General features: G+C 63.6%; 14 protein-coding genes. 6 read left to right on the forward strand and 8 right to left on the reverse strand.

Going from position 1 to position 17,018, the window contains the following annotated elements:
• The first annotated feature begins 23 nt into the window (after nucleotides 1-23).
• Entirely contained in the window at nucleotides 24-1,031 is a 1,008-nt protein-coding gene (gene ansA / locus OC537_RS00785; RefSeq protein WP_234568677.1) for an asparaginase, read from the forward strand.
• A gap of 90 nt (nucleotides 1,032-1,121) precedes the next feature.
• Here ansA and OC537_RS00790 read toward each other — a convergent pair whose 3' ends face one another.
• Together OC537_RS00790 and OC537_RS00795 are read right to left on the reverse strand one after the other, a co-directional pair.
• Nucleotides 1,122-1,400, reverse strand: a complete 279-nt coding sequence (locus OC537_RS00790; protein ID WP_025326001.1) for a YeaC family protein — start codon at nucleotides 1,398-1,400, stop codon at nucleotides 1,122-1,124.
• A gap of 79 nt (nucleotides 1,401-1,479) precedes the next feature.
• Nucleotides 1,480-2,913 carry a glyceraldehyde-3-phosphate dehydrogenase gene (locus OC537_RS00795; protein ID WP_262108499.1) on the reverse strand — a complete coding sequence of 478 codons (1,434 nt, stop codon included), beginning with the start codon at nucleotides 2,911-2,913 and terminating at the stop codon, nucleotides 1,480-1,482.
• Between the two features lie 210 nt (nucleotides 2,914-3,123).
• Here OC537_RS00795 and OC537_RS00800 point away from each other — a divergent pair, with 210 nt between their 5' ends.
• Both OC537_RS00800 and OC537_RS00805 read left to right on the forward strand, forming a co-directional pair.
• Nucleotides 3,124-3,927 carry a DUF2989 domain-containing protein gene (locus OC537_RS00800; RefSeq protein WP_262108501.1) on the forward strand — a complete coding sequence of 268 codons (804 nt, stop codon included), beginning with the start codon at nucleotides 3,124-3,126 and terminating at the stop codon, nucleotides 3,925-3,927.
• Nucleotides 3,924-4,481 carry an NUDIX domain-containing protein gene (locus OC537_RS00805; RefSeq protein ID WP_262108503.1) on the forward strand — a complete coding sequence of 186 codons (558 nt, stop codon included), beginning with the start codon at nucleotides 3,924-3,926 and terminating at the stop codon, nucleotides 4,479-4,481. Before OC537_RS00800 ends, OC537_RS00805 begins: the two co-directional genes overlap by 4 nt.
• Before the next feature lie 69 nt (nucleotides 4,482-4,550).
• Here OC537_RS00805 and sppA read toward each other — a convergent pair whose 3' ends face one another.
• A complete protein-coding gene (sppA, locus tag OC537_RS00810; protein ID WP_262108505.1) occupies nucleotides 4,551-6,395 on the reverse strand; it encodes a signal peptide peptidase SppA in 1,845 nt (614 codons plus the stop codon).
• A gap of 306 nt (nucleotides 6,396-6,701) precedes the next feature.
• On the opposite strand from sppA, the gene OC537_RS00815 reads away from it, so the two are divergent.
• Together OC537_RS00815 and OC537_RS00820 are read left to right on the forward strand one after the other, a co-directional pair.
• Nucleotides 6,702-8,729: an NADPH-dependent 2,4-dienoyl-CoA reductase gene (locus tag OC537_RS00815; protein ID WP_262108507.1), complete on the forward strand. Its 2,028-nt coding sequence runs from the start codon at nucleotides 6,702-6,704 to the stop codon at nucleotides 8,727-8,729.
• Nucleotides 8,730-8,872: 143 nt separating this feature from the next.
• Nucleotides 8,873-9,421, forward strand: coding sequence for an NAD(P)H nitroreductase (locus tag OC537_RS00820; protein ID WP_262108509.1), 549 nt, complete (start codon nucleotides 8,873-8,875; stop codon nucleotides 9,419-9,421).
• A gap of 390 nt (nucleotides 9,422-9,811) precedes the next feature.
• On the opposite strand, the gene OC537_RS00825 is transcribed toward OC537_RS00820, so the two are convergent.
• The 3 genes from OC537_RS00825 to OC537_RS00835 form a co-directional block, all read right to left on the reverse strand.
• Nucleotides 9,812-10,402, reverse strand: coding sequence for a sugar O-acetyltransferase (locus OC537_RS00825; RefSeq protein WP_262108510.1), 591 nt, complete (start codon nucleotides 10,400-10,402; stop codon nucleotides 9,812-9,814).
• Between the two features lie 222 nt (nucleotides 10,403-10,624).
• The gene (gene prmA, locus OC537_RS00830) at nucleotides 10,625-11,503 is read right to left on the reverse strand and encodes a 50S ribosomal protein L11 methyltransferase (RefSeq protein WP_234568670.1); all 879 of its coding nucleotides are present in this window, start codon (nucleotides 11,501-11,503) and stop codon (nucleotides 10,625-10,627) included.
• Nucleotides 11,504-12,022: 519 nt separating this feature from the next.
• On the reverse strand, nucleotides 12,023-13,039 hold the full coding sequence (locus OC537_RS00835) for a zinc-binding alcohol dehydrogenase family protein (protein WP_262108513.1): 1,017 nt from the start codon (nucleotides 13,037-13,039) through the stop codon (nucleotides 12,023-12,025).
• 100 nt (nucleotides 13,040-13,139) lie between these two features.
• Here OC537_RS00835 and OC537_RS00840 point away from each other — a divergent pair, with 100 nt between their 5' ends.
• Nucleotides 13,140-14,012, forward strand: a complete 873-nt coding sequence (locus tag OC537_RS00840; protein ID WP_262108515.1) for a LysR family transcriptional regulator — start codon at nucleotides 13,140-13,142, stop codon at nucleotides 14,010-14,012.
• On the opposite strand, the gene OC537_RS00845 is transcribed toward OC537_RS00840, so the two are convergent.
• Both OC537_RS00845 and panF read right to left on the reverse strand, forming a co-directional pair.
• Nucleotides 14,013-15,437 carry a PTS transporter subunit EIIC gene (locus tag OC537_RS00845; protein ID WP_262108517.1) on the reverse strand — a complete coding sequence of 475 codons (1,425 nt, stop codon included), beginning with the start codon at nucleotides 15,435-15,437 and terminating at the stop codon, nucleotides 14,013-14,015.
• 88 nt (nucleotides 15,438-15,525) lie between these two features.
• On the reverse strand, nucleotides 15,526-16,983 hold the full coding sequence (gene panF / locus OC537_RS00850) for a sodium/pantothenate symporter (RefSeq protein WP_139745186.1): 1,458 nt from the start codon (nucleotides 16,981-16,983) through the stop codon (nucleotides 15,526-15,528).
• Nucleotides 16,984-17,018: the final 35 nt, after the last annotated feature.

A 17,018-nucleotide genomic window follows, 5' to 3' on the forward strand; every position in this document is an offset into this window, starting at 1 on the left:
TCAGTCCAGAGAGAGGAGAGGGTGTGAAGAAGTCTATCTATATCGCCTACACGGGCGGCACCATAGGGATGCAGCGTTCCGACCACGGTTATGTGCCGATGGCGGGTTTCATGGAAGATTGTCTGGCCCGGATGCCCGAGTTTCACCGGCCCGAGATGCCGGATTATCATATCCACGAATATGCCCCCCTCATCGACTCCTCCGACATGACCCCGGCGGACTGGCAGCGCATCGCCGAGGACATTCGTGACAACTACGAGCAGTACGACGGCTTCGTGATCCTGCACGGTACCGACACCATGTCGTTCACCGCCTCGGCTCTCTCCTTCATGCTCGAAGATCTGCACAAGCCGGTCATCATCACCGGCTCCCAGATCCCGCTCGCCGAGCTGCGCTCCGACGGCCAGCAAAACCTGCTCAATGCCCTCTATATCGCGGCCAACTACCCGATCCACGAGGTGACGCTGTTTTTCAACAATCAGCTCTATCGCGGCAACCGCAGCAAGAAGGTGCACGCGGACGGCTTCCACGCCTTCGATTCGCCGAACTACCCGCCGCTGCTCAATGCCGGCATCGCCATCTCCCTGGAAGCGGGGGAGCTGGGGGAGCCCTCCGAGCATCCGCTGGTGCTGCACGACATCACCCCCCAGCCCATCGGCGTGGTGACCCTTTATCCCGGCATCTCGGCCGAGGTGATCGCCAACATCTTGCAGCAACCGGTGCGGGCGCTGATCCTGCTCTCCTTCGGGGTGGGCAATGCGCCCCAGAACCCGGCCATGCTGGCGCTGCTCTCCGAGGCATCCGCCCGGGGCGTCATCATAGTCAACCTGAGCCAGTGCCTGCACGGCAAGGTCAACATGGGGGGCTATGCCACCGGCAACGCCCTCTCCCGGGCCGGGGTCATCTCGGGCTTTGACATGACGGCCGAGGCGGCGCTCACCAAGCTGCACTTCCTGCTGAGCCAGGATCTGCCCGCCCCACGCATCCGCGAGCTGATGCAGCAGTCCCTGCGCGGCGAGCTGACGCCCTGACGGGTCGCTATCGCCGAACAAAAAAGAGGGGAGCCATATTGGCTCCCCTCTTTGCTGTGCGCCGCAGTGCAGCTGTATCCCGGCTCTGTATCAGTGACTGAGGTCGATCCTGACAATCTCTTCCTCATCCCGATACTGGCGCTTGAGCTCGCTCTTGCTCTTCATCACTATCTCGCCGTCGCGGCCTATGTTCATGTGCTCGGGATCGGCAAGGTGCATCGCCTGCCAGGCCATCACGGCCTGCAGCGAGGTGGCCTTCTGCTCCTCGGTGAGGGGCTGGCCGTCCGGCCACTTGCCCAGCTCGACCGCGGTCTTGAGCCGCTCGTACACTTCTTTGGGCATCTGCCCTATCACCTGTTGAAACGACATCGGCCTCTCCTTGCAAATTGAGCCATGAAGGGATCTGGCGGGCAGATCCTGGCGGACTATGCCGGTAGATCCTGGCGGACTATGCCGGTAGATCCTGGCGGACTACGCCGGCCATCTGCTCCATCACCCGCACTACCTGACAACTGTACCCGAACTCGTTGTCATACCACACGTAAAGCACGCAGTGATCCCCCTCGGCTATGGTGGCCTGGGAGTCCACTATGCCCGCGAAGCGCGAACCCACCATGTCGGAGGAGACCAGCTCTGTGCTGGCGCTGTAATCGATCTGGCGATGGAGGGCAGAGCTCAGGGCCATCTGCTGCAGATAGGCGTTGAGGCTCTCCCGATCCGTGCCCTGCTCCAGCGACAGGTTGATGATGGCGAGCGACACATTGGGGGTCGGCACCCGGATGGCGTTGCCGGTCAGCTTGCCCTTGAGCTCGGGCAGCGCCTTGGCCACCGCCTTGGCGGCGCCTGTGCTGGTCATCACCATGTTGAGGGCTGCGCTGCGACCGCGGCGCTCGCCCTTGTGATAGTTGTCGATGAGGTTCTGATCGTTGGTGTAGGAGTGCACCGTCTCTACGTGGCCGTGGCGGATGCCGTACTTGTCCTGCATCACCTTGAGCACGGGGGTGATGGCGTTGGTGGTGCAGGAGGCGGCAGAGATGATCTTGTCATCCGGGCCTATTACCTCGTGGTTGACCCCGAACACCACGTTCTTCATCTCCCCCTTGCCGGGGGCGGTCAGCAGCACCCGGGCCGCACCGCGTGCCTTGAGGTGCTCGGACAGACCCGCCTCGTCGCGCCAGACACCGGTGTTGTCGACGATCAGCGCATTGTCGATGCCATGGGCGGTGTAGTCGATGTCCGCCGGGCTGTTTGCATAGATCACCTGGATGAAGGTGCCGTTGGCGATGATGGCGCTGCGCTCATTATCCACCTCGATGGAGCCGTTGAAGGGACCGTGCACAGAGTCGCGGCGCAGCAGGCTGGCGCGTTTCTCCAGATCTCCTTCGCGACCGCCACGCACGACTATGGCGCGCAGGCGCAGGGAGTTGGCGGCGCCGGTGCGCTCGATCAGCAGCCTGGCCAGCAGGCGGCCGATGCGGCCAAAGCCGTAGAGCACCACGTCGGTCGGGGCGGGCACTGAATTGCGGTTCAGGGCCGGGGCCAGCTTGGCGCGCAGATAGTCGTCTATGCCGGCTTCATCCTGGTGATCCTGCCAGTAACCCACCGCCAGCTTGCCGAGATCCACTTCGGCGGCGGTCGGATTCAGGGCGACCATGGCCTGGAGCAGGGGGAAGCTTTGCTGGATGGGGAGGGGTGTGCCCTGGTGGCGGCGAACGACCCTGTGGGCCTTGAGGATGTCGATGGTGGAGGCGTTCTGCAGGGGGCGCCCGTAGAGGGTGATTTCTATCCCTTGCTGTCGGTAGAGGCGACCAATCAAGGGCTGCATGGCTTCGGCGAGCTCCTGGCTCTCCTGCCACGCCTGCAAGTAGTGCTCGTGGGTCATTAACCAGATCCTTTATTTCACGTTGTTGAAGCAAGTTGCCTGGGCAAATTGAAATTCGTCGAATGCAGATCAGTGTAGGGCTGACGGTTTCGTTATATTATTCTGCAGTCGCGGCCTTATACGGCGCGCGCATTGTAATGGATATGTAGCCTGTTTGCTAGTTGGCGGTGGCCAGGGCGGGTTGCGATTGTTACCAACCAGATGTGAACCATGACCCTATTCTCACAGCGTCCGTTACTGCTCCCCCTCGCCTGTTGTCTGACGCTGATGGCCTGCGATGACGACAGGATCCACAACATCTGCACCCAGTCTCCGGCGCTCTGTGCGGATCTGGTGGACGACGGCTGGTGTCGCCATGAGCGCAGCGATGTCATCCGCGCCCGCTACTACCTCCAGGAGGAGGGCACGGACAGGCACAGATACGCGCTGATGCGTGACCTGGAGCGCTACCTCCAGTGCGCCGAACACTCCACCAACATCGAATACAAGCGGGCCCGCGAGCAGAAGAGCCCCAGGGTGGAGGGCATGCTGGCCGCCGGCGCTCAGCTGGAGCAGCTGGATGCCCAGACCCGTGGCTCCCAGGATCCCTATCTGCTGCTCTGGCACTGGACCAACAACACCAATCCAGCGGCCCGTGCCAGCTTCCTGGCGCTGGAAGGCACCCCCGCCCTCGAGGAGCCGGAGTTGCAGTTGGCCCTGGGGGGCATCTATGCCAAGAGCGAGCCCCAGAAGGCCATCGGCCTGATGCATCACGCCCTCTCCCTCTATGGGGAAGGGGACAAGGTCAACAGCCGGATCCTCACCGCCCTCAGCACCCTCTACATGGGGCAGAAGGCGTTTGATCTGGCCTATCAGTGGGGCAAGGTGAGCGAGTCGTTTCAGGAGACCCCCGAGGTCTCGTCCACCCGTCTCGGGATCTACCACGCCATCGGCAAGGAGCAGCAGGAGAGGCTGGATCAGGCGGCCGCCACCATAGTCGAGGCGCTCAGACAAGGGAGCTACCAGGCCCCATGATACCGCTGCCATCCGGCGCCCTTGAGTGGGCCCATGCCTTCGACATCCGCCTCGTCCATGGTCAGGTCCCCTGCGAGGGGAGGGTGCTCGAGCGGACCACGGTCAGGGCCGTGGTGATGCGCGGGGATGAACTGCTGCTGGTGCACTCTCGCGTCAACGGGGATCTCATGTTCCCCGGGGGCGGCATAGAGGTGGGGGAGTGCCACCATACGGCCCTGGCCCGGGAGCTGCGGGAAGAGTGCGGCGCCGAGCTGGTGGCCGTAGGTCTGCTGCTCGGGCAGACCCGGGAGTTTCGCGCCGCCCGCGAGGCCGACTACGACGCCTACTGCATCCGCTCCTTCTATTACCTCTGCCAGGTGGGGGAGGACTGGTGCGAGCCGCACCCCCAGCCCTACGAGATACGTCTTGGCTTCACCCCGGGCTGGTTCGCCCTGGAAGAGGCCCTGCAGACCAACAAGACCCAGCTGGCCGGCCCTTGCCCCCAGTGGACTGTGCGCGAGACCCGGGTACTGGCCGAGTTGCAGCACTGGGCAGAGGCCGGGTTGCTGAGCTGACAGCAAGGCGTTACCAAGACAAATAAACCGCCATTCGGCGGTTTATTTGTTTTCGGCACACTGTCAGTCTCAGGGCACGCAGACCGGGCAGAAGGCGTAGGTGCCTTGCGGGTCATTGAAGCGGGTCAGCGGGTCCAGGCTGCGGTTCATCTCCACCAGCGCCTTGCCCAATCCTGCGGGCAGCCAGCTTTGCAGGTGCGGGGCCAGCGCCTGGGCGCTGCTGTCAAACAGCTCGCGCAGGAACTTGTCCCTTGCCGACTCTTCCGGCGCTATAGGGGTGACCTGCCAGCTCTTGAGGTTGGCGAGCTCAGCGGCGGCCTTGAGGGCGTCGTCCAGGTTGCCGAACTCGTCAACCAGTCCCAGCTCCTTGGCATCCTGACCGGTCCAGACCCGGCCTTCGGCGGCTTTCTCCGCCTCTTCCGGGCTCAGGCCACGGCCCTTGCCGACCAGACCGACGAAGCGCTGATAGGTGTCTTCCACGCTCAGCTGGATGGCCTGACCGACGTGCTCCGGCAGGGCCCGGGTCAGCCCGACCCCCACGAAGTCGGTGGTGCCGACGCCGTCGGTGTGCACCCCGTACTGGGAGAGCGCCTTGTCGATGGTGGCGAACATGCCGAACACCCCGATGGAGCCGGTGAGTGTGGTGGGGGAGGCGAAGATCTTGTCCGCATCGGCGGAGATCCAGTAACCCCCCGAGGCGGCGTAGCTGCCCATGGAGATGACCACCGGCTTGCCCGCCTGTTTCAGGGCCAGCAGCTCGGCACGGATCTGCTCGGCGGCGAAGGCGCTGCCCCCCGGGCTGTCGACCCGCAGCACCACGGCTTTGATCTGGTCGTCGCGACGGGCCTCGGCCAGCAGCTCGGAGAGGCTGTCACCGCCTATGGTGCCGGCCGGCTGGATCCCGTCCATGATGGCGCCGCTGGCGGTGATGAGGCCCACCTCATCCTTGCCGCTCTGGGGATATTGCTCGGGGATGGCGGCCAGATACTCTTTCAGCCCGACCCCTTTCCAGCCGTGATCCTCGCTCTCGCCCACCTCCTTGATGACCGCCTGGGTCATCTCGTCGCGGGTGGCGAGCTGATCCACCAGACCGTTGTCGAGGGCGTAGCTGGCAGCATTGCCACCGGCCTTGCGCAGCAGCTCGAGGAAGTGATCCTTGTCTGGCGCGACCGAATCCGGTTCTATCTCCCGCTGCTCGGCCACGTCGGTGACATAGGATTGCCACAGCTGATCCAGCCAGCGCTGGTTCGCCTCCTTGCTCTCGGGGGACATCTCGTCACGGGTATAGGGCTCGACGAAGGATTTGTAGGTGCCGACCTTGAACACATGGGGGGTGACGTTGAGCTTCTCCAGCGCCGACTTGAAGTAGGTCTGGTAGACCCCAAAGCCTTCGATCAGCACGGCGCCGCTCTGGTTGAGCAGCACGTGATCGGCATGGGCGGCGAGCAGGTAGGCGCCCTGGCTGTAGTAGTCGGCCATGGCGATGACCGGCTTGCCGCTCTCCTTGAATGCGTCTATGGCGCTCGCCACCTCCTGTAGCTTGGAGAGGCTGGCCCCCTGCAGTCCTTGGGGCTTGATCACCAGCGCCTTGATGCGATCGTCATCTCCGGCGCTCTTGATGGCCCACAGCAGGTCGGAGAGGACGATTTCACTGGGCTGATCGTCGCTCTTCTCCATCTGTCTCAGCAGCTGCACCGTCGGATCGGTTTGGGTGCGCTGTTCCACCAGCACGCCTGCGAGATTGAGGGTGAGGGCGCCCTCTATGGGGGTGCTTGGGGTCTCGCTCTGGTTGAGGCTGAAGGCGATGACCAGCACGACGATGAGAAACAGCAGATTGACCAGCATCAAGCGGGTAAAGTTGAGCAGACGCCAGAGGCTGCGAAACAGCCACCCCAGACCTTTGAAAATAGACATAGCCGTGCTAACGCCCTGTTAATGGGTAGAGAAGGGCATTATTAACCAGTTGACCCGCCAATTGCCATTTTCGCTTGGCCGCGATCGCTCCCCCTGGCTTCGGGATACGGCTGTTCGCCGAAAAAATGTCCAAACATTTGTTTGAAAAAGGATTTTCGATTCTTTACTCTAGCCTCAATTTGATAACAAAAAATTAACTGGAGGCCCTGTGAGCCGCTACCCCACCCTGCTGACCCCCCGCTGTCCCCTCTTGCGTCACCATGTGCTGGCGGCATCCTGTGTGTCTGCCTCGAAAAGGAGTGCGTCATGAGCCTTTATCCAACGCTGCTGACCCCCCTGGATCTCGGTTTTACCCAGCTAAAAAACCGCGTGCTGATGGGCTCCATGCATACCGGCCTCGAGGAGGAGAAGGGGGGCTTTGACAAGCTGGCCGCCTTCTACGCCGAGCGCGCCCGCGGCGGTGTCGCCCTCATAGTCACCGGCGGCATAGCGCCGAATCTGCGGGGGCGCCTGGTTCCCCATGGCTCCCAGCTCAGCTTCCCCTGGCAGGTCGCCAAGCACAAGAAGGTGACCGGCGCCGTGCATCAGGAGGGGGGCAAGATAGCCCTGCAGATCCTCCATGCCGGTCGCTATGCCTACCATCCGTTCAGCCTGGCACCGAGCGCCATCAGGGCTCCCATCTCTCCGTTCAAGCCGCGGGCCATGAGCGAGCGGCAGATCCGTGGCACCATACGGGACTTCGCCTCGACCGCGGCCCTCGCCAAGGCGGCGGGCTATGACGGGGTCGAGGTGATGGGGTCGGAAGGTTATCTCATCAACCAGTTCATCTGCGAGCGCACCAACCAGCGCAGCGACGGCTGGGGCGGCAGCAGCGAAAACCGCATGCGCTTCCCGCTGGAAATAGTGCGGGCCATTCGCGAGCGGGTCGGCACCGACTTCATCATCATCTTCCGTCTCTCCATGCTGGATCTGGTGGAGAAGGGCTCCTCCCTGGAGGAGGTGATAGCGCTCGGGAAAGCGCTGGAGCAAGCCGGGGTGAGCCTCATCAACACCGGCATCGGCTGGCACGAGGCGCGCATCCCCACCATAGCCACCAGCGTGCCGCGGGGCGCCTTCAGCTGGGTGACCGCCGAGCTGAAAAAGCACCTCAAGGTGCCACTTATCACCACCAACCGCATCAACACCCCCGAGGTGGCCGAGCGCATCCTGGCGCAGGGGGAGGCGGACATGGTCTCCATGGCGCGCCCCTTCCTGGCGGATCCCGAGTTTGTCATCAAGGCCGCCGAGAACCGGGCGGACGAGATCAACACCTGCATCGCCTGCAACCAGGCCTGCCTCGATCACGTGTTCAAGCAAAAACGCGCCTCCTGCCTGGTCAATCCCCGCGCCTGTTTCGAGACCGAGCTGACGTTTGGCCGGGTGCCCCAGCCCAAGAAGCTGGCGGTGGTGGGGGCCGGGCCGGCCGGGCTGGCGTTCGCCTGCTACGCCGCCGAGCGTGGCCATCAGGTGAGCCTGTTCGATCAGGCGCCGACCATAGGCGGCCAGTTCAACTTCGCCAAGCAGATCCCGGGCAAGGAGGAGTTTCACGAGACCCTGCGCTACTTCGCCAGGCGGCTGGAGAAGTGCGGCGTCGAGCTCTATCTCGGCCAGCGCCAGAGCGCCGAGAGCCTGCTTGGCGGCGGTTTTGACGAGGTGATCCTCGCCACCGGCATTCGCCCGCGCACCCCCAACATTCCCGGCATCGATCATCCCAAGGTGCTGAGTTACCTCGACGTGCTGCGGGATCACAAGCCGGTGGGTGACAAGGTGGCGGTGATCGGGGCTGGTGGCATCGGCTTCGACGTGGCCGAGTTCCTGGTGGAGAAGAAGGCGGAGGGGAGCGCGGATCATCATCGTGATCACTGGCTCAGGGAGTGGGGCATCGACAAGAGCCTGGGTGAGCGCGGCGGTCTGATGACGCCGGTGATCGACGCCCCCGAGCGCCAGATCTGGCTGCTCCAGCGCAAGGAGAGCAAGGTGGGCGATGGCCTTGGCAAGACCACAGGCTGGATCCACAGAACCGTGCTCAAGAACCGCAAGGTGCAGATGCTCTCCGGGGTGCAATATCTGCGCATCGACGACGAGGGGCTGCACATCCAGGTGGGCGAGGCCAAGCAGTGCCTGCCGGTGGATCAGGTGATCATCTGCGCCGGACAGGAGCCCCTGCGGGAGCTGCAGGCCGGTCTGCAGGCGGCGGGCAAGCCGGTGCACATCATAGGCGGTGCCGATGTGGCGGCGGAGCTGGATGCCAAGCGCGCCATCCGCCAGGGGGCCGAGCTGGCGTCCGTTATCTAGCGCCCTGGCCTTGGCGTACAGCATGATGATAACCCCCTGACTATCAGGGGGTTTCTATTGGTGGCGCGGGCCGGCCCTGGCTGTGCTCCCCTTCGGGCTGTGCTAAGGTAGCGCCATCATTGCCCCCTGATAAGGAACTGACCATGGATGCCCTCTCCCTGTTACTCAACCGCCACTCCTGTGGCCGTCTGACCACACCGGCCCCGAGTGGCGAGGTGCTCGACAATATTCTGAAGGCCGGCCTGCGGGCACCGGATCACGGCACCCTGACCCCCTGGCAGTTCATCCTGTTTGAAGGGGAGGGGCGCGAGCGACTGGGTGCCCTGCTGGCGGACGCGGCTCGCGCCCGGGGCGAGGATGACGAGAGCATCAAGAAGTGCAGTGAGGCGCCCCTGCGAGCGCCCCTGGTGGTGGCCGTCGCGACCCGTTATCAGGCGCACCCCAAGGTGCCCAGGCTGGAGCAGGAGCTTTCTGCCGGCTGCGCCCTGATGGCGATGCAGATGGCGGCCCAGGCACAGGGGTTCAACGGCATCTGGCGCTCCGGCTGGTTCATCTTCGACGAGGTGATCAATCAGGGGCTGGGGCTGGCACCGGAGGATCAACTGGTGGGCTTCCTCTACCTGGGCACCCCCATGTTGGAGGCGCGCAAGCTGCGCGAGTTGCCTATCGCTGACTTCGTTCGTCGCTTCTAAGCCAGGGACAGTGCAGAAAGGCCCTGATTATTCAGGGCTTTTTTATTTACCCCAAAATGATGGCAGGCTGTACTGATAAATGGAAACTTGCCAAGAGGGAGTTCGGGCTTGCCTGGGAATTTTTTGAATAGTGAGAGGCTGTTCTCAATCCTGGTTGATTACCCTACGTAAAACGTTTGCGCCCCGTTATTATCCCATTGCCAGTTTAGAAGGTGACCCCTTCTAATTTTCTGCGATGAGAGTCGCAATTCCGTAGCACCTTTTTACAGCCCAACGTCGTTATGACATTGGGCTTTATTTTTTATGGGCGGTGTTGTGCTTCAGCCCAGCCCCTCTGCGCCTCTGGGCGGCCTCTTTTTACCGTCTCACGGGCCTTGATGATATCGGGCTTTATGTTGATGGGCATTTTTGCCCCTGGCTCTTGGTCACTGGCATCTTGTCCCTGGCGGGCAGGATACGGGCCGGGTTGCCCACCACCCGGGCTCCGGCCGGGACATCTCTGGTCACCACGGCGCCCGCGCCGACTATGGCCTCCCGCCCTATGGTGATCCCAGGCAGCAGTACGGCGCCACCGCCGATCCAGACCCTGTCTTCTATGGTGACCGGCAGCGCCGTCTCTACCCCCAGGATGCGCTCATCGGCGTCCAGGGCGTGGGCGGCGGTATAGATCTGCACGTTCGGCCCTATCATGACGTCCGTGCCGATGCGGATAGGCGCGTTGTCCAGCAGGGTGGCCCCCATGTTGATGTAGCTGCGCTCGCCAAGATGGATGTGGCGGCCATAGGTGCAGTAGAGGGGCGGGCAGATAAAGGCGCTTTCTGCCAGCTCGCCGACGATCTCTTTGAGCAGCGCCAGCTGCTCCTCCTCGTCCGCGCGATTGAAGCTGCGATAGCGGCGCGCCGTCTCCCGGCGCAGGAGATCCAGCTCGGGGGCCATGCAGTTGTAGGGCTGGCTGGCTAGCATCTTTTCGTATTCGGTCATGGCTGGGCCTCAATGGAATGGAGGAAGAGAGGATAAGTCATCGAGAGGCAGAGAAGCGTGAAGCTCTCCCCAGAGTGGGCGAAAGGGCGCGCAGCTGGCGCCGGAAACAACAAGGGCACCCTGGGGTGCCCTTGTTGGTATGCTGCTGCAGATATAGAGGATGACTGTTGTTATCAGCCGTGTTTGCGGCCGCAGTGTTGCCACAGTGATGGCCTCTTGCAATCAGTCGTGCTTGCGGCCTGAGAGGCGGCACCACTCTTCCTTCACCGCGGTCGGGTCCATGTCGAACCACTGACCGTAGATGGTCTCCAGCTCCGGGGCCTGGCTCTCCAGTACGCCGGAGAGTGCCATCAGGCTGCCGGGCTTGCCGTGGCCGGCGATAAGCGGTGCCAGCTCGCGCAGCGGGCCGGCCAGTATGTTGGCCACCACCACGTCCGCTTCCACCCCTTGCGGCTGATCCGCCGGCAGATAGAGCTCGATCTGGCCGGCGACGCCGTTGCGCTCGGCGTTGTCATGGCTGGCCTGGATAGCCTGCGGATCTATGTCGATGCCGATGACACGGGCGGCGCCCAGCTTCAGGGCGGCGATACCAAGGATGCCGGAGCCGCAACCGAAGTCGACCACAGTCTTGCCGGCCAGATCCAGCCCGTCCAGCCACTGCAGGCAGAGCGCCGTGGTGGGGTGGGTGCCGGTACCGAAGGCCAGGCCCGGATCCAGCATGACGTTGACCGCATCCGGGTTGGGGACGTCGCGCCAGCTCGGGCAGATCCAGAGCCGCTCGCCGAACTGCATGGGGTGGAAGTGATCCATCCACTCGCGCACCCAGTCCTTGTCTTCCAGCTGCTCGACCTTGTAGCCGACGTCTTCCCCGAAGATCTGCTGGAAGAAGGCGATGGTGGGCGCCGGATCGGTTTCGGCATCGAACAGCCCCATCACCTCGGTCTCGCCCCAGAGCGGCGTTTCACCAGGCAGCGGCTCGTAAACGGGCACATCCTGGGCATCCATAAAGGTCACCGCCTGGGCTCCACGCCCCAGCAGCATGTTGCTCACCTTGTCCGCGGTCTTGGCGGTGGCGTTGATTCGAATTTGTATCCAGGGCATGGGGTCGACTCTTCATAAATGTGAAACCGCGGGATTCTATCATCATGGGCCTGTGCTGTCGTGGTTTGCCCATGATGGGATGGGGAAGGAAGGCAACTCTGCCAAGTTGGCACGGTTAATGTATTCCTTACTGGGTGACGGGAAGCAACTTGTTCCCGCTGAATGCTTTGCTCTATGAAGTTCCGTCATCTTTTTCAGCCACCTTAGGGTGGCTTTTTTTATGCCGGCGCGCCGAAAAATGGTCATTTTGCGGGTAAAAGCAGACATTGGCACGCAATCTGCAAAGTTACACATGTCCTGCATAAGGATATGTGTGTGATTGTTACCCCAACGTTCAGGTTTTGAGGGCCATCCCGGCGGGATGGCCTCTTTTTTATGGTTTTTTCGGGGGGAAGGCCCCGCCAGGGGCGCAGATTGGCGGCGGGGCTGTGCACTCTTGGGGCTTGTCACTGGTGATCTCACCCCATGATGGTGCATTTTTTACCTATAAGGGAATAGGTTGCATGGCTGCAGGGAGGCTTAGCTGGCGAAGCCGCTCATGTCGATCACCAGCTTGCCCACCATGCGGCCTGCTTCCAGCTCGCGATGGGCCTGTGCCAGGCTGGCCGGGGCAAGTTCGGGCAGGGTACGAGTGAGCGTGCTCTTGAGCACCCCTTGGTCCAGCAGGGCGGCGACCCGGCCGAGCAGCTTGTGCTGCTCTATCATGTCCGGGGTCTGGAACAGGGAGCGGGTAAACATGAACTCCTGGCTGAAGGTGACGCTCTTGGCCTTGAGCAGGCCCAGATCCCAGGGCTCGCTGGACTCGGCGATGGTGCAGATGTGGCCGAAGGGGCGAATGAGGCTCGCCATGGCGTTCCAATGCTGCTCGGTGGCATTGGTGCAGAAGATGGCATCGAGCTGGCTGATGCCAAGGCCGGCCAGCTCTTCTTGCAGCTTGTGATGACTCACTACCTGGTGGGCGCCCATGGCCAGGCACCAGTCACGGGTTTCAGGCCGGGAGGCGGTGGCGATCACTTCCATCCTGGTGAGCTGGCGGGCCAGCTGGATGGCAATGGAGCCGACGCCGCCGGCGCCACCTATGATAAGCAGTCGCCCGGTACTTTCGCTGGTGAGGCCGATGCGCTCGAACAGGGTTTCCCAGGCGGTGATGGCGGTCAGCGGCAAGGCGGCGGCTTCCAGATCGTTCAGGGTCTTGGGGGCGAGGGCGGCGATGCGCTCATCCACCAGTTGCAGGGCGCTGTTGCTGCCGGGGCGGCTGATGTCGCCGGCATACCAGACTCTGTCCCCCGCCTTGAACAGGGTCACCTCGCTGCCCGCGGCCACCACTTCCCCCACGGCATCCCAGCCCAGCACGCGGGGGGTGGCTTCAACCTTGGCCTTGGGGGCGCGCACCTTGGTGTCGACCGGGTTGATGGAGGTGGCCTTGACCCGTACCAGCAGGTCGCGCGGGCCCGGGGTCGGATCCGGCAGCTCGGTCTCGATGAAGCAGTGGGGGTGATCGCTTGGCAGATAATGGGTGAGGGCGATGGCTTTCATGGCAGTTCCTTTCAAATCGGTATGAGTGGGGTTGCCAGAGAGTCTAGTCTGGTTGATTATTCAGATTAAGATGGGTAATTAGGACAGACTGTTTGTATATATGAACAATGTCGAACTGGAGTTGATGGGGCTATTCGCTACCGTGGTGGAGCAGGGCAGTTTTACCGGGGCGGCCGAGGTGCTCGGCATGCCCAAGTCCTCGGTGAGCCAGAAGATCTCGCGCCTCGAGTCCCAGCTCGGGGTGCGCTTGTTGCAGCGCACCACCCGCAGACTGAGCCTCACCCCCCTGGGAGAGGTCTATGTGGAGCATTGCCAGTCCCTGCTGGCCCTGGCGAGAAGCGCCAATCTGGCCATGGCCAGGCTGCGCTCGGCCCCGGCAGGCCGGGTGCGGATCACAGCCCCCGAGGCCACGGGCACCCTGCTGCTTGGCCGGATCCTGGCCCAGTTTCGCGCCCTCTACCCCGAAGTGGTACTGGAGCTGACCCTGAGTGACGAGCAGCTGGATCTGGTGGGGGAGGGTTACGATCTGGCGCTGCGAGCGGCGCCGCTGAAAGACTCCAGCCTCATCTGCCGGCGCATCGGCCAGGTGGCGCGCCATCTGGTGGCGGCCCCGGGTTATCTGGCGAGCCACGGCACGCCGCAGCAACTGACGGAGCTGGGAGGCCATGCCTGCCTGGTGCATGGGGCGCTGCCGGTGTGGCCACTGCAGGAGGGGGGCTGGCGACCTCAGGGTGCCTGCCTCAGCAACAGCCTGCTGGCGCTGAGGGAGCTGGCGCTCCACGAGGGGGGAATAGCCCTGTTGCCGGATCACGTCTGCCGGGAGGATCTGGCGGCGGGGCGCCTGCTGAAGGTGCTGCCGGCTCACCCCATACCGCCCAATCCCTTCTACCTCATCTATCCGAGCCGCGAGCATCTGGCGCCCGCCCTGCGCAGCCTGATGGACTTCGTCGCCGAAAGGCTGCCCTTCGCCTGATCAGCGGTGCTGGCTGAGGGGGGCCTGACCGGGCTCGAGACCGAGGGGGACCGACTGGCGCTCTGCCAGCATGCGGATCTGCCCCTCGATGAGGCCGGCGTTGGGGCCCAGCACCAGCACCAGCTGATGGTCATTCAGGATTATCCAGGAGAGGCAGCCGAGCCTGGCCAGACGGGACTGATCCACCAGGGCCATCTCCCGCACCCGCAGGCTGAGCCTGGTCAGGCAGACGCTCATGGCCTGCAGGTTGTCCATGCCCCCCAGCATCTTGAGGTACTGGATGGCCAGCATCTGCGGATCCGTGGGGGCCACGGCCGCGAGCTGGGGCAGATCCTCGGCGATGGGCTTGCTCGGCAGGCTGAGGGGGGCGTATTCAAGCAGCCGGGAGAAGACCAGGGCATAGATGACGAAGAACAGTATGCCGAGGGGAATGAGCCAGAAACTGTGCTCACCTGAGCCGTAGCTGAGCACCAGATCCAGCAGCCCGGCGGAGAAGTAACTGCCCACCTGGATGCCGAGCCCGCTGCAGATGGCCAGCGACAGCCCGGTCAGCAGGGCATGGGCCAGGAACAGCCAGGGGGCGGTGAAGGCGAACAGGAATTCGATGGGTTCGGTGATCCCCACCAGAGCCGAGGTGAGCGCCAGGGTGAGCAGCAAGCCTCCCTGCGGCAGGCGCCGCATCCGCTGGCGATGGAGCCAGATGGCAAAACAGGCGCCGGGCAGACCGAACATGATGACGGGATAGAGACCCGCCACATAGCCCTCGTGCAGCGGCTGGGCGGCGGAGAGCGCCTGCAGGTTGCTCTCCCCCAGCCCCATCAGGCTGCCCAGCACCTGGTGCAGGCCGAGGGGGATCAGCAGCCGGTTCAGCACGCCATAGCAGAAGGCGCCAAACGGCGTGGTGAGGAGATCGGAGGCGAGCAGTGTGATGCCTTGCTCCAGCAGGGGCCAGAGCAGGGCCAGGGGCACGACCAGCAACAGGCTGGCCAGGGCCGAGAGCAGCAGGCCGGGCAGCTCCTCCTGCAGCGGCCGCAGCCAGCCGGGGAGGGAGAGGCTGCGGGTCCAGGAACAGACCATGGCCGTGGTCAGGCCCGCCAGCAGGCCGCAGATCATGTCCGCATGCAGGCCGGGCTGCAGGGTGGCGAGCGCCGAGCTCAGCAGCAGGAAGTTGACAGCGCCGGCCAGGGCCTGCGCCCCTTGCCCCTGCCGGCTCAGCCCGAAGGCGATGGCCACCGCATAGATGAGCGGCATCTGACTGAAGAGGGCGCGTCCGGCCAGGGAGAGCACCGCCAGATCCAGCACGTCCGGCTGGCCGAGCCGATAGAGCAGGGCCGCCAGCGGCAAAATGGAAACGGGCAGCAACAGGGCATAACCGAGCCGTTGCAGGGACTGGGTCAGGATCTTTCTGGCGTTCTGAACTGGCATAAGGGCGCGGCATTTTGTGACGTGGCGCACATTTTACCCACTCGCACCCATTTGGGAATAGGTGCGAGTCCCTTTATTGGCCCCTTTCTTATTTCTGATCAAACAATCGGCGAACCGACTGATCCGGGGGCGGGGTCAGCAGGCTGACCAGGATGAAGGCCACCAGCCCGAGCCCCAGGCTGGGCACTATGGCGTGCAGGCCGGCCAGCTTGATCCCCCACTGACTCAAGGCCCCGTAGCAGACAATGCCTGACACCATGCTGGCCAGCGCCCCGGGGCCATTGGCCCGCGACCAGTAGAGGCCGAGCACCAGGGGCCAGAGGAAGACCGCCTGCAGACCGCCGAAGGCGAGCAGGTTGAGCCAGATGATCATCTCGGGAGGCTGCAGCGCCGCCAGCAGCACTAGCGTGCCGAGGATCAGGGTGCAGAGCAGGGAGAGCCGTGGAATGCGCACCTCCAGCTTTTCTTGGCGAGGATTGAGGTAGTTGAGGTAGAGATCCTTGACCAGGGTCGCCGAGGCCTGGATCAGCTGGGAGTCTATGGTGGACATGATGGCCGCCATCGGCGCTGCCAGGAAGACCCCCGCCAGCCAGGGGGGCAGCACTTCCATCATCAGGGAGGGCATGATCTTGTCCGGGCTGTCCATGCCGGGCAGGATGGCGCGGCCCAGGGCGCCGGCCAGGTGCATGCCCAGCATCAGCAGGGCGCTGACTACGGTGCCGATGAGGATGCCTCTGTGCAGCGCCTTGCTGTCGCGGTAGCCGAAGCAGCGCAGGGCCGAGTGGGGCAGCCCCACCACACCGACGCAGACCAGGATCCAGAAGCTCAGCATGAAGGGCTGGGTCAGCATGTCACCGGCGCCGGTCGGGCTCACCAGCTTGGGATCTATCACCTTGAGCTGGTGGATGAGGTTCGGCAGGCCGTCACCGGCAATCAGTATCCCCGCCAGCAGGGCACCCGTGCCTATCAGCATGATGATCCCCTGCAGGGCATCCGTCATCACCACGGCGCGAAAGCCGCCGATCACCGTGTAGAGCAGCACGCAGCTGGCAAACAGGAAGAGCCCCTGCTGGTAGCTGAGGCCGGTGGCGGTTTCCAGCAGGCGGGCCCCGCCGATGAACTGCACCACCATGGTGGCGATGAAGGCGAGGATGATGGTCACCGAGCCCAGTACCACCACCCACTTGCTGCGGTAACGGGCCCACAGCATGTCGTTGATGGTCACCGCATTGACCCGACGGGCTATGATGGCGAACTTCTTGCCAAGCACCCCCAGGGTGAGCCAGACGGTGGGCAGCTGGATCATCGCCAGCAGCACCCAGCCCAACCCTATCTTGTAGGCGGCACCGGGCCCGCCGATAAAGGAGGAGGCCGAGGTGTAGGTGGCCACCAGGGTCATGGCCAGCACCAGGCCGCCCATGCTGCGGTTGCCGATGAAGTACTCCTGCACGAAGTCACCACCGGCGCGGTGGCGACCGGCCCAGAAGCCGACCCCCAGCACCAGCACCAGGTAGATGACGAGGGGAAGCATCAACTCAAGATTCATGGAGAGATCCCTCGGTGTCGAGCGTTGTGTCGATA

Source organism: Aeromonas sp. Marseille-Q5825 (assembly GCF_946892685.1).
Lineage (GTDB): Bacteria > Pseudomonadota > Gammaproteobacteria > Enterobacterales > Aeromonadaceae > Aeromonas > Aeromonas rivipollensis.

Bases quoted from the DNA above. Each gene is read 5' to 3' on its own strand.
- OC537_RS00815 (WP_262108507.1), top strand. From the start codon at position 6,702: ATGAGCCTTTATCCAACGCTGCTGACCCCCCTGGATCTCGGTTTTACC.
- sppA (WP_262108505.1), bottom strand. From the start codon at position 6,395: ATGTCTATTTTCAAAGGTCTGGGGTGGCTGTTTCGCAGCCTCTGGCGT.
- OC537_RS00845 (WP_262108517.1), bottom strand. From the start codon at position 15,437: ATGCCAGTTCAGAACGCCAGAAAGATCCTGACCCAGTCCCTGCAACGG.
- panF (WP_139745186.1), bottom strand. From the start codon at position 16,983: ATGAATCTTGAGTTGATGCTTCCCCTCGTCATCTACCTGGTGCTGGTG.
- OC537_RS00820 (WP_262108509.1), top strand. From the start codon at position 8,873: ATGGATGCCCTCTCCCTGTTACTCAACCGCCACTCCTGTGGCCGTCTG.
- OC537_RS00835 (WP_262108513.1), bottom strand. From the start codon at position 13,039: ATGAAAGCCATCGCCCTCACCCATTATCTGCCAAGCGATCACCCCCAC.
- OC537_RS00795 (WP_262108499.1), bottom strand. From the start codon at position 2,913: ATGACCCACGAGCACTACTTGCAGGCGTGGCAGGAGAGCCAGGAGCTC.
- prmA (WP_234568670.1), bottom strand. From the start codon at position 11,503: ATGCCCTGGATACAAATTCGAATCAACGCCACCGCCAAGACCGCGGAC.
- OC537_RS00840 (WP_262108515.1), top strand. From the start codon at position 13,140: ATGAACAATGTCGAACTGGAGTTGATGGGGCTATTCGCTACCGTGGTG.
- OC537_RS00790 (WP_025326001.1), bottom strand. From the start codon at position 1,400: ATGTCGTTTCAACAGGTGATAGGGCAGATGCCCAAAGAAGTGTACGAG.
- OC537_RS00825 (WP_262108510.1), bottom strand. From the start codon at position 10,402: ATGACCGAATACGAAAAGATGCTAGCCAGCCAGCCCTACAACTGCATG.
- OC537_RS00805 (WP_262108503.1), top strand. From the start codon at position 3,924: ATGATACCGCTGCCATCCGGCGCCCTTGAGTGGGCCCATGCCTTCGAC.
- OC537_RS00800 (WP_262108501.1), top strand. From the start codon at position 3,124: ATGACCCTATTCTCACAGCGTCCGTTACTGCTCCCCCTCGCCTGTTGT.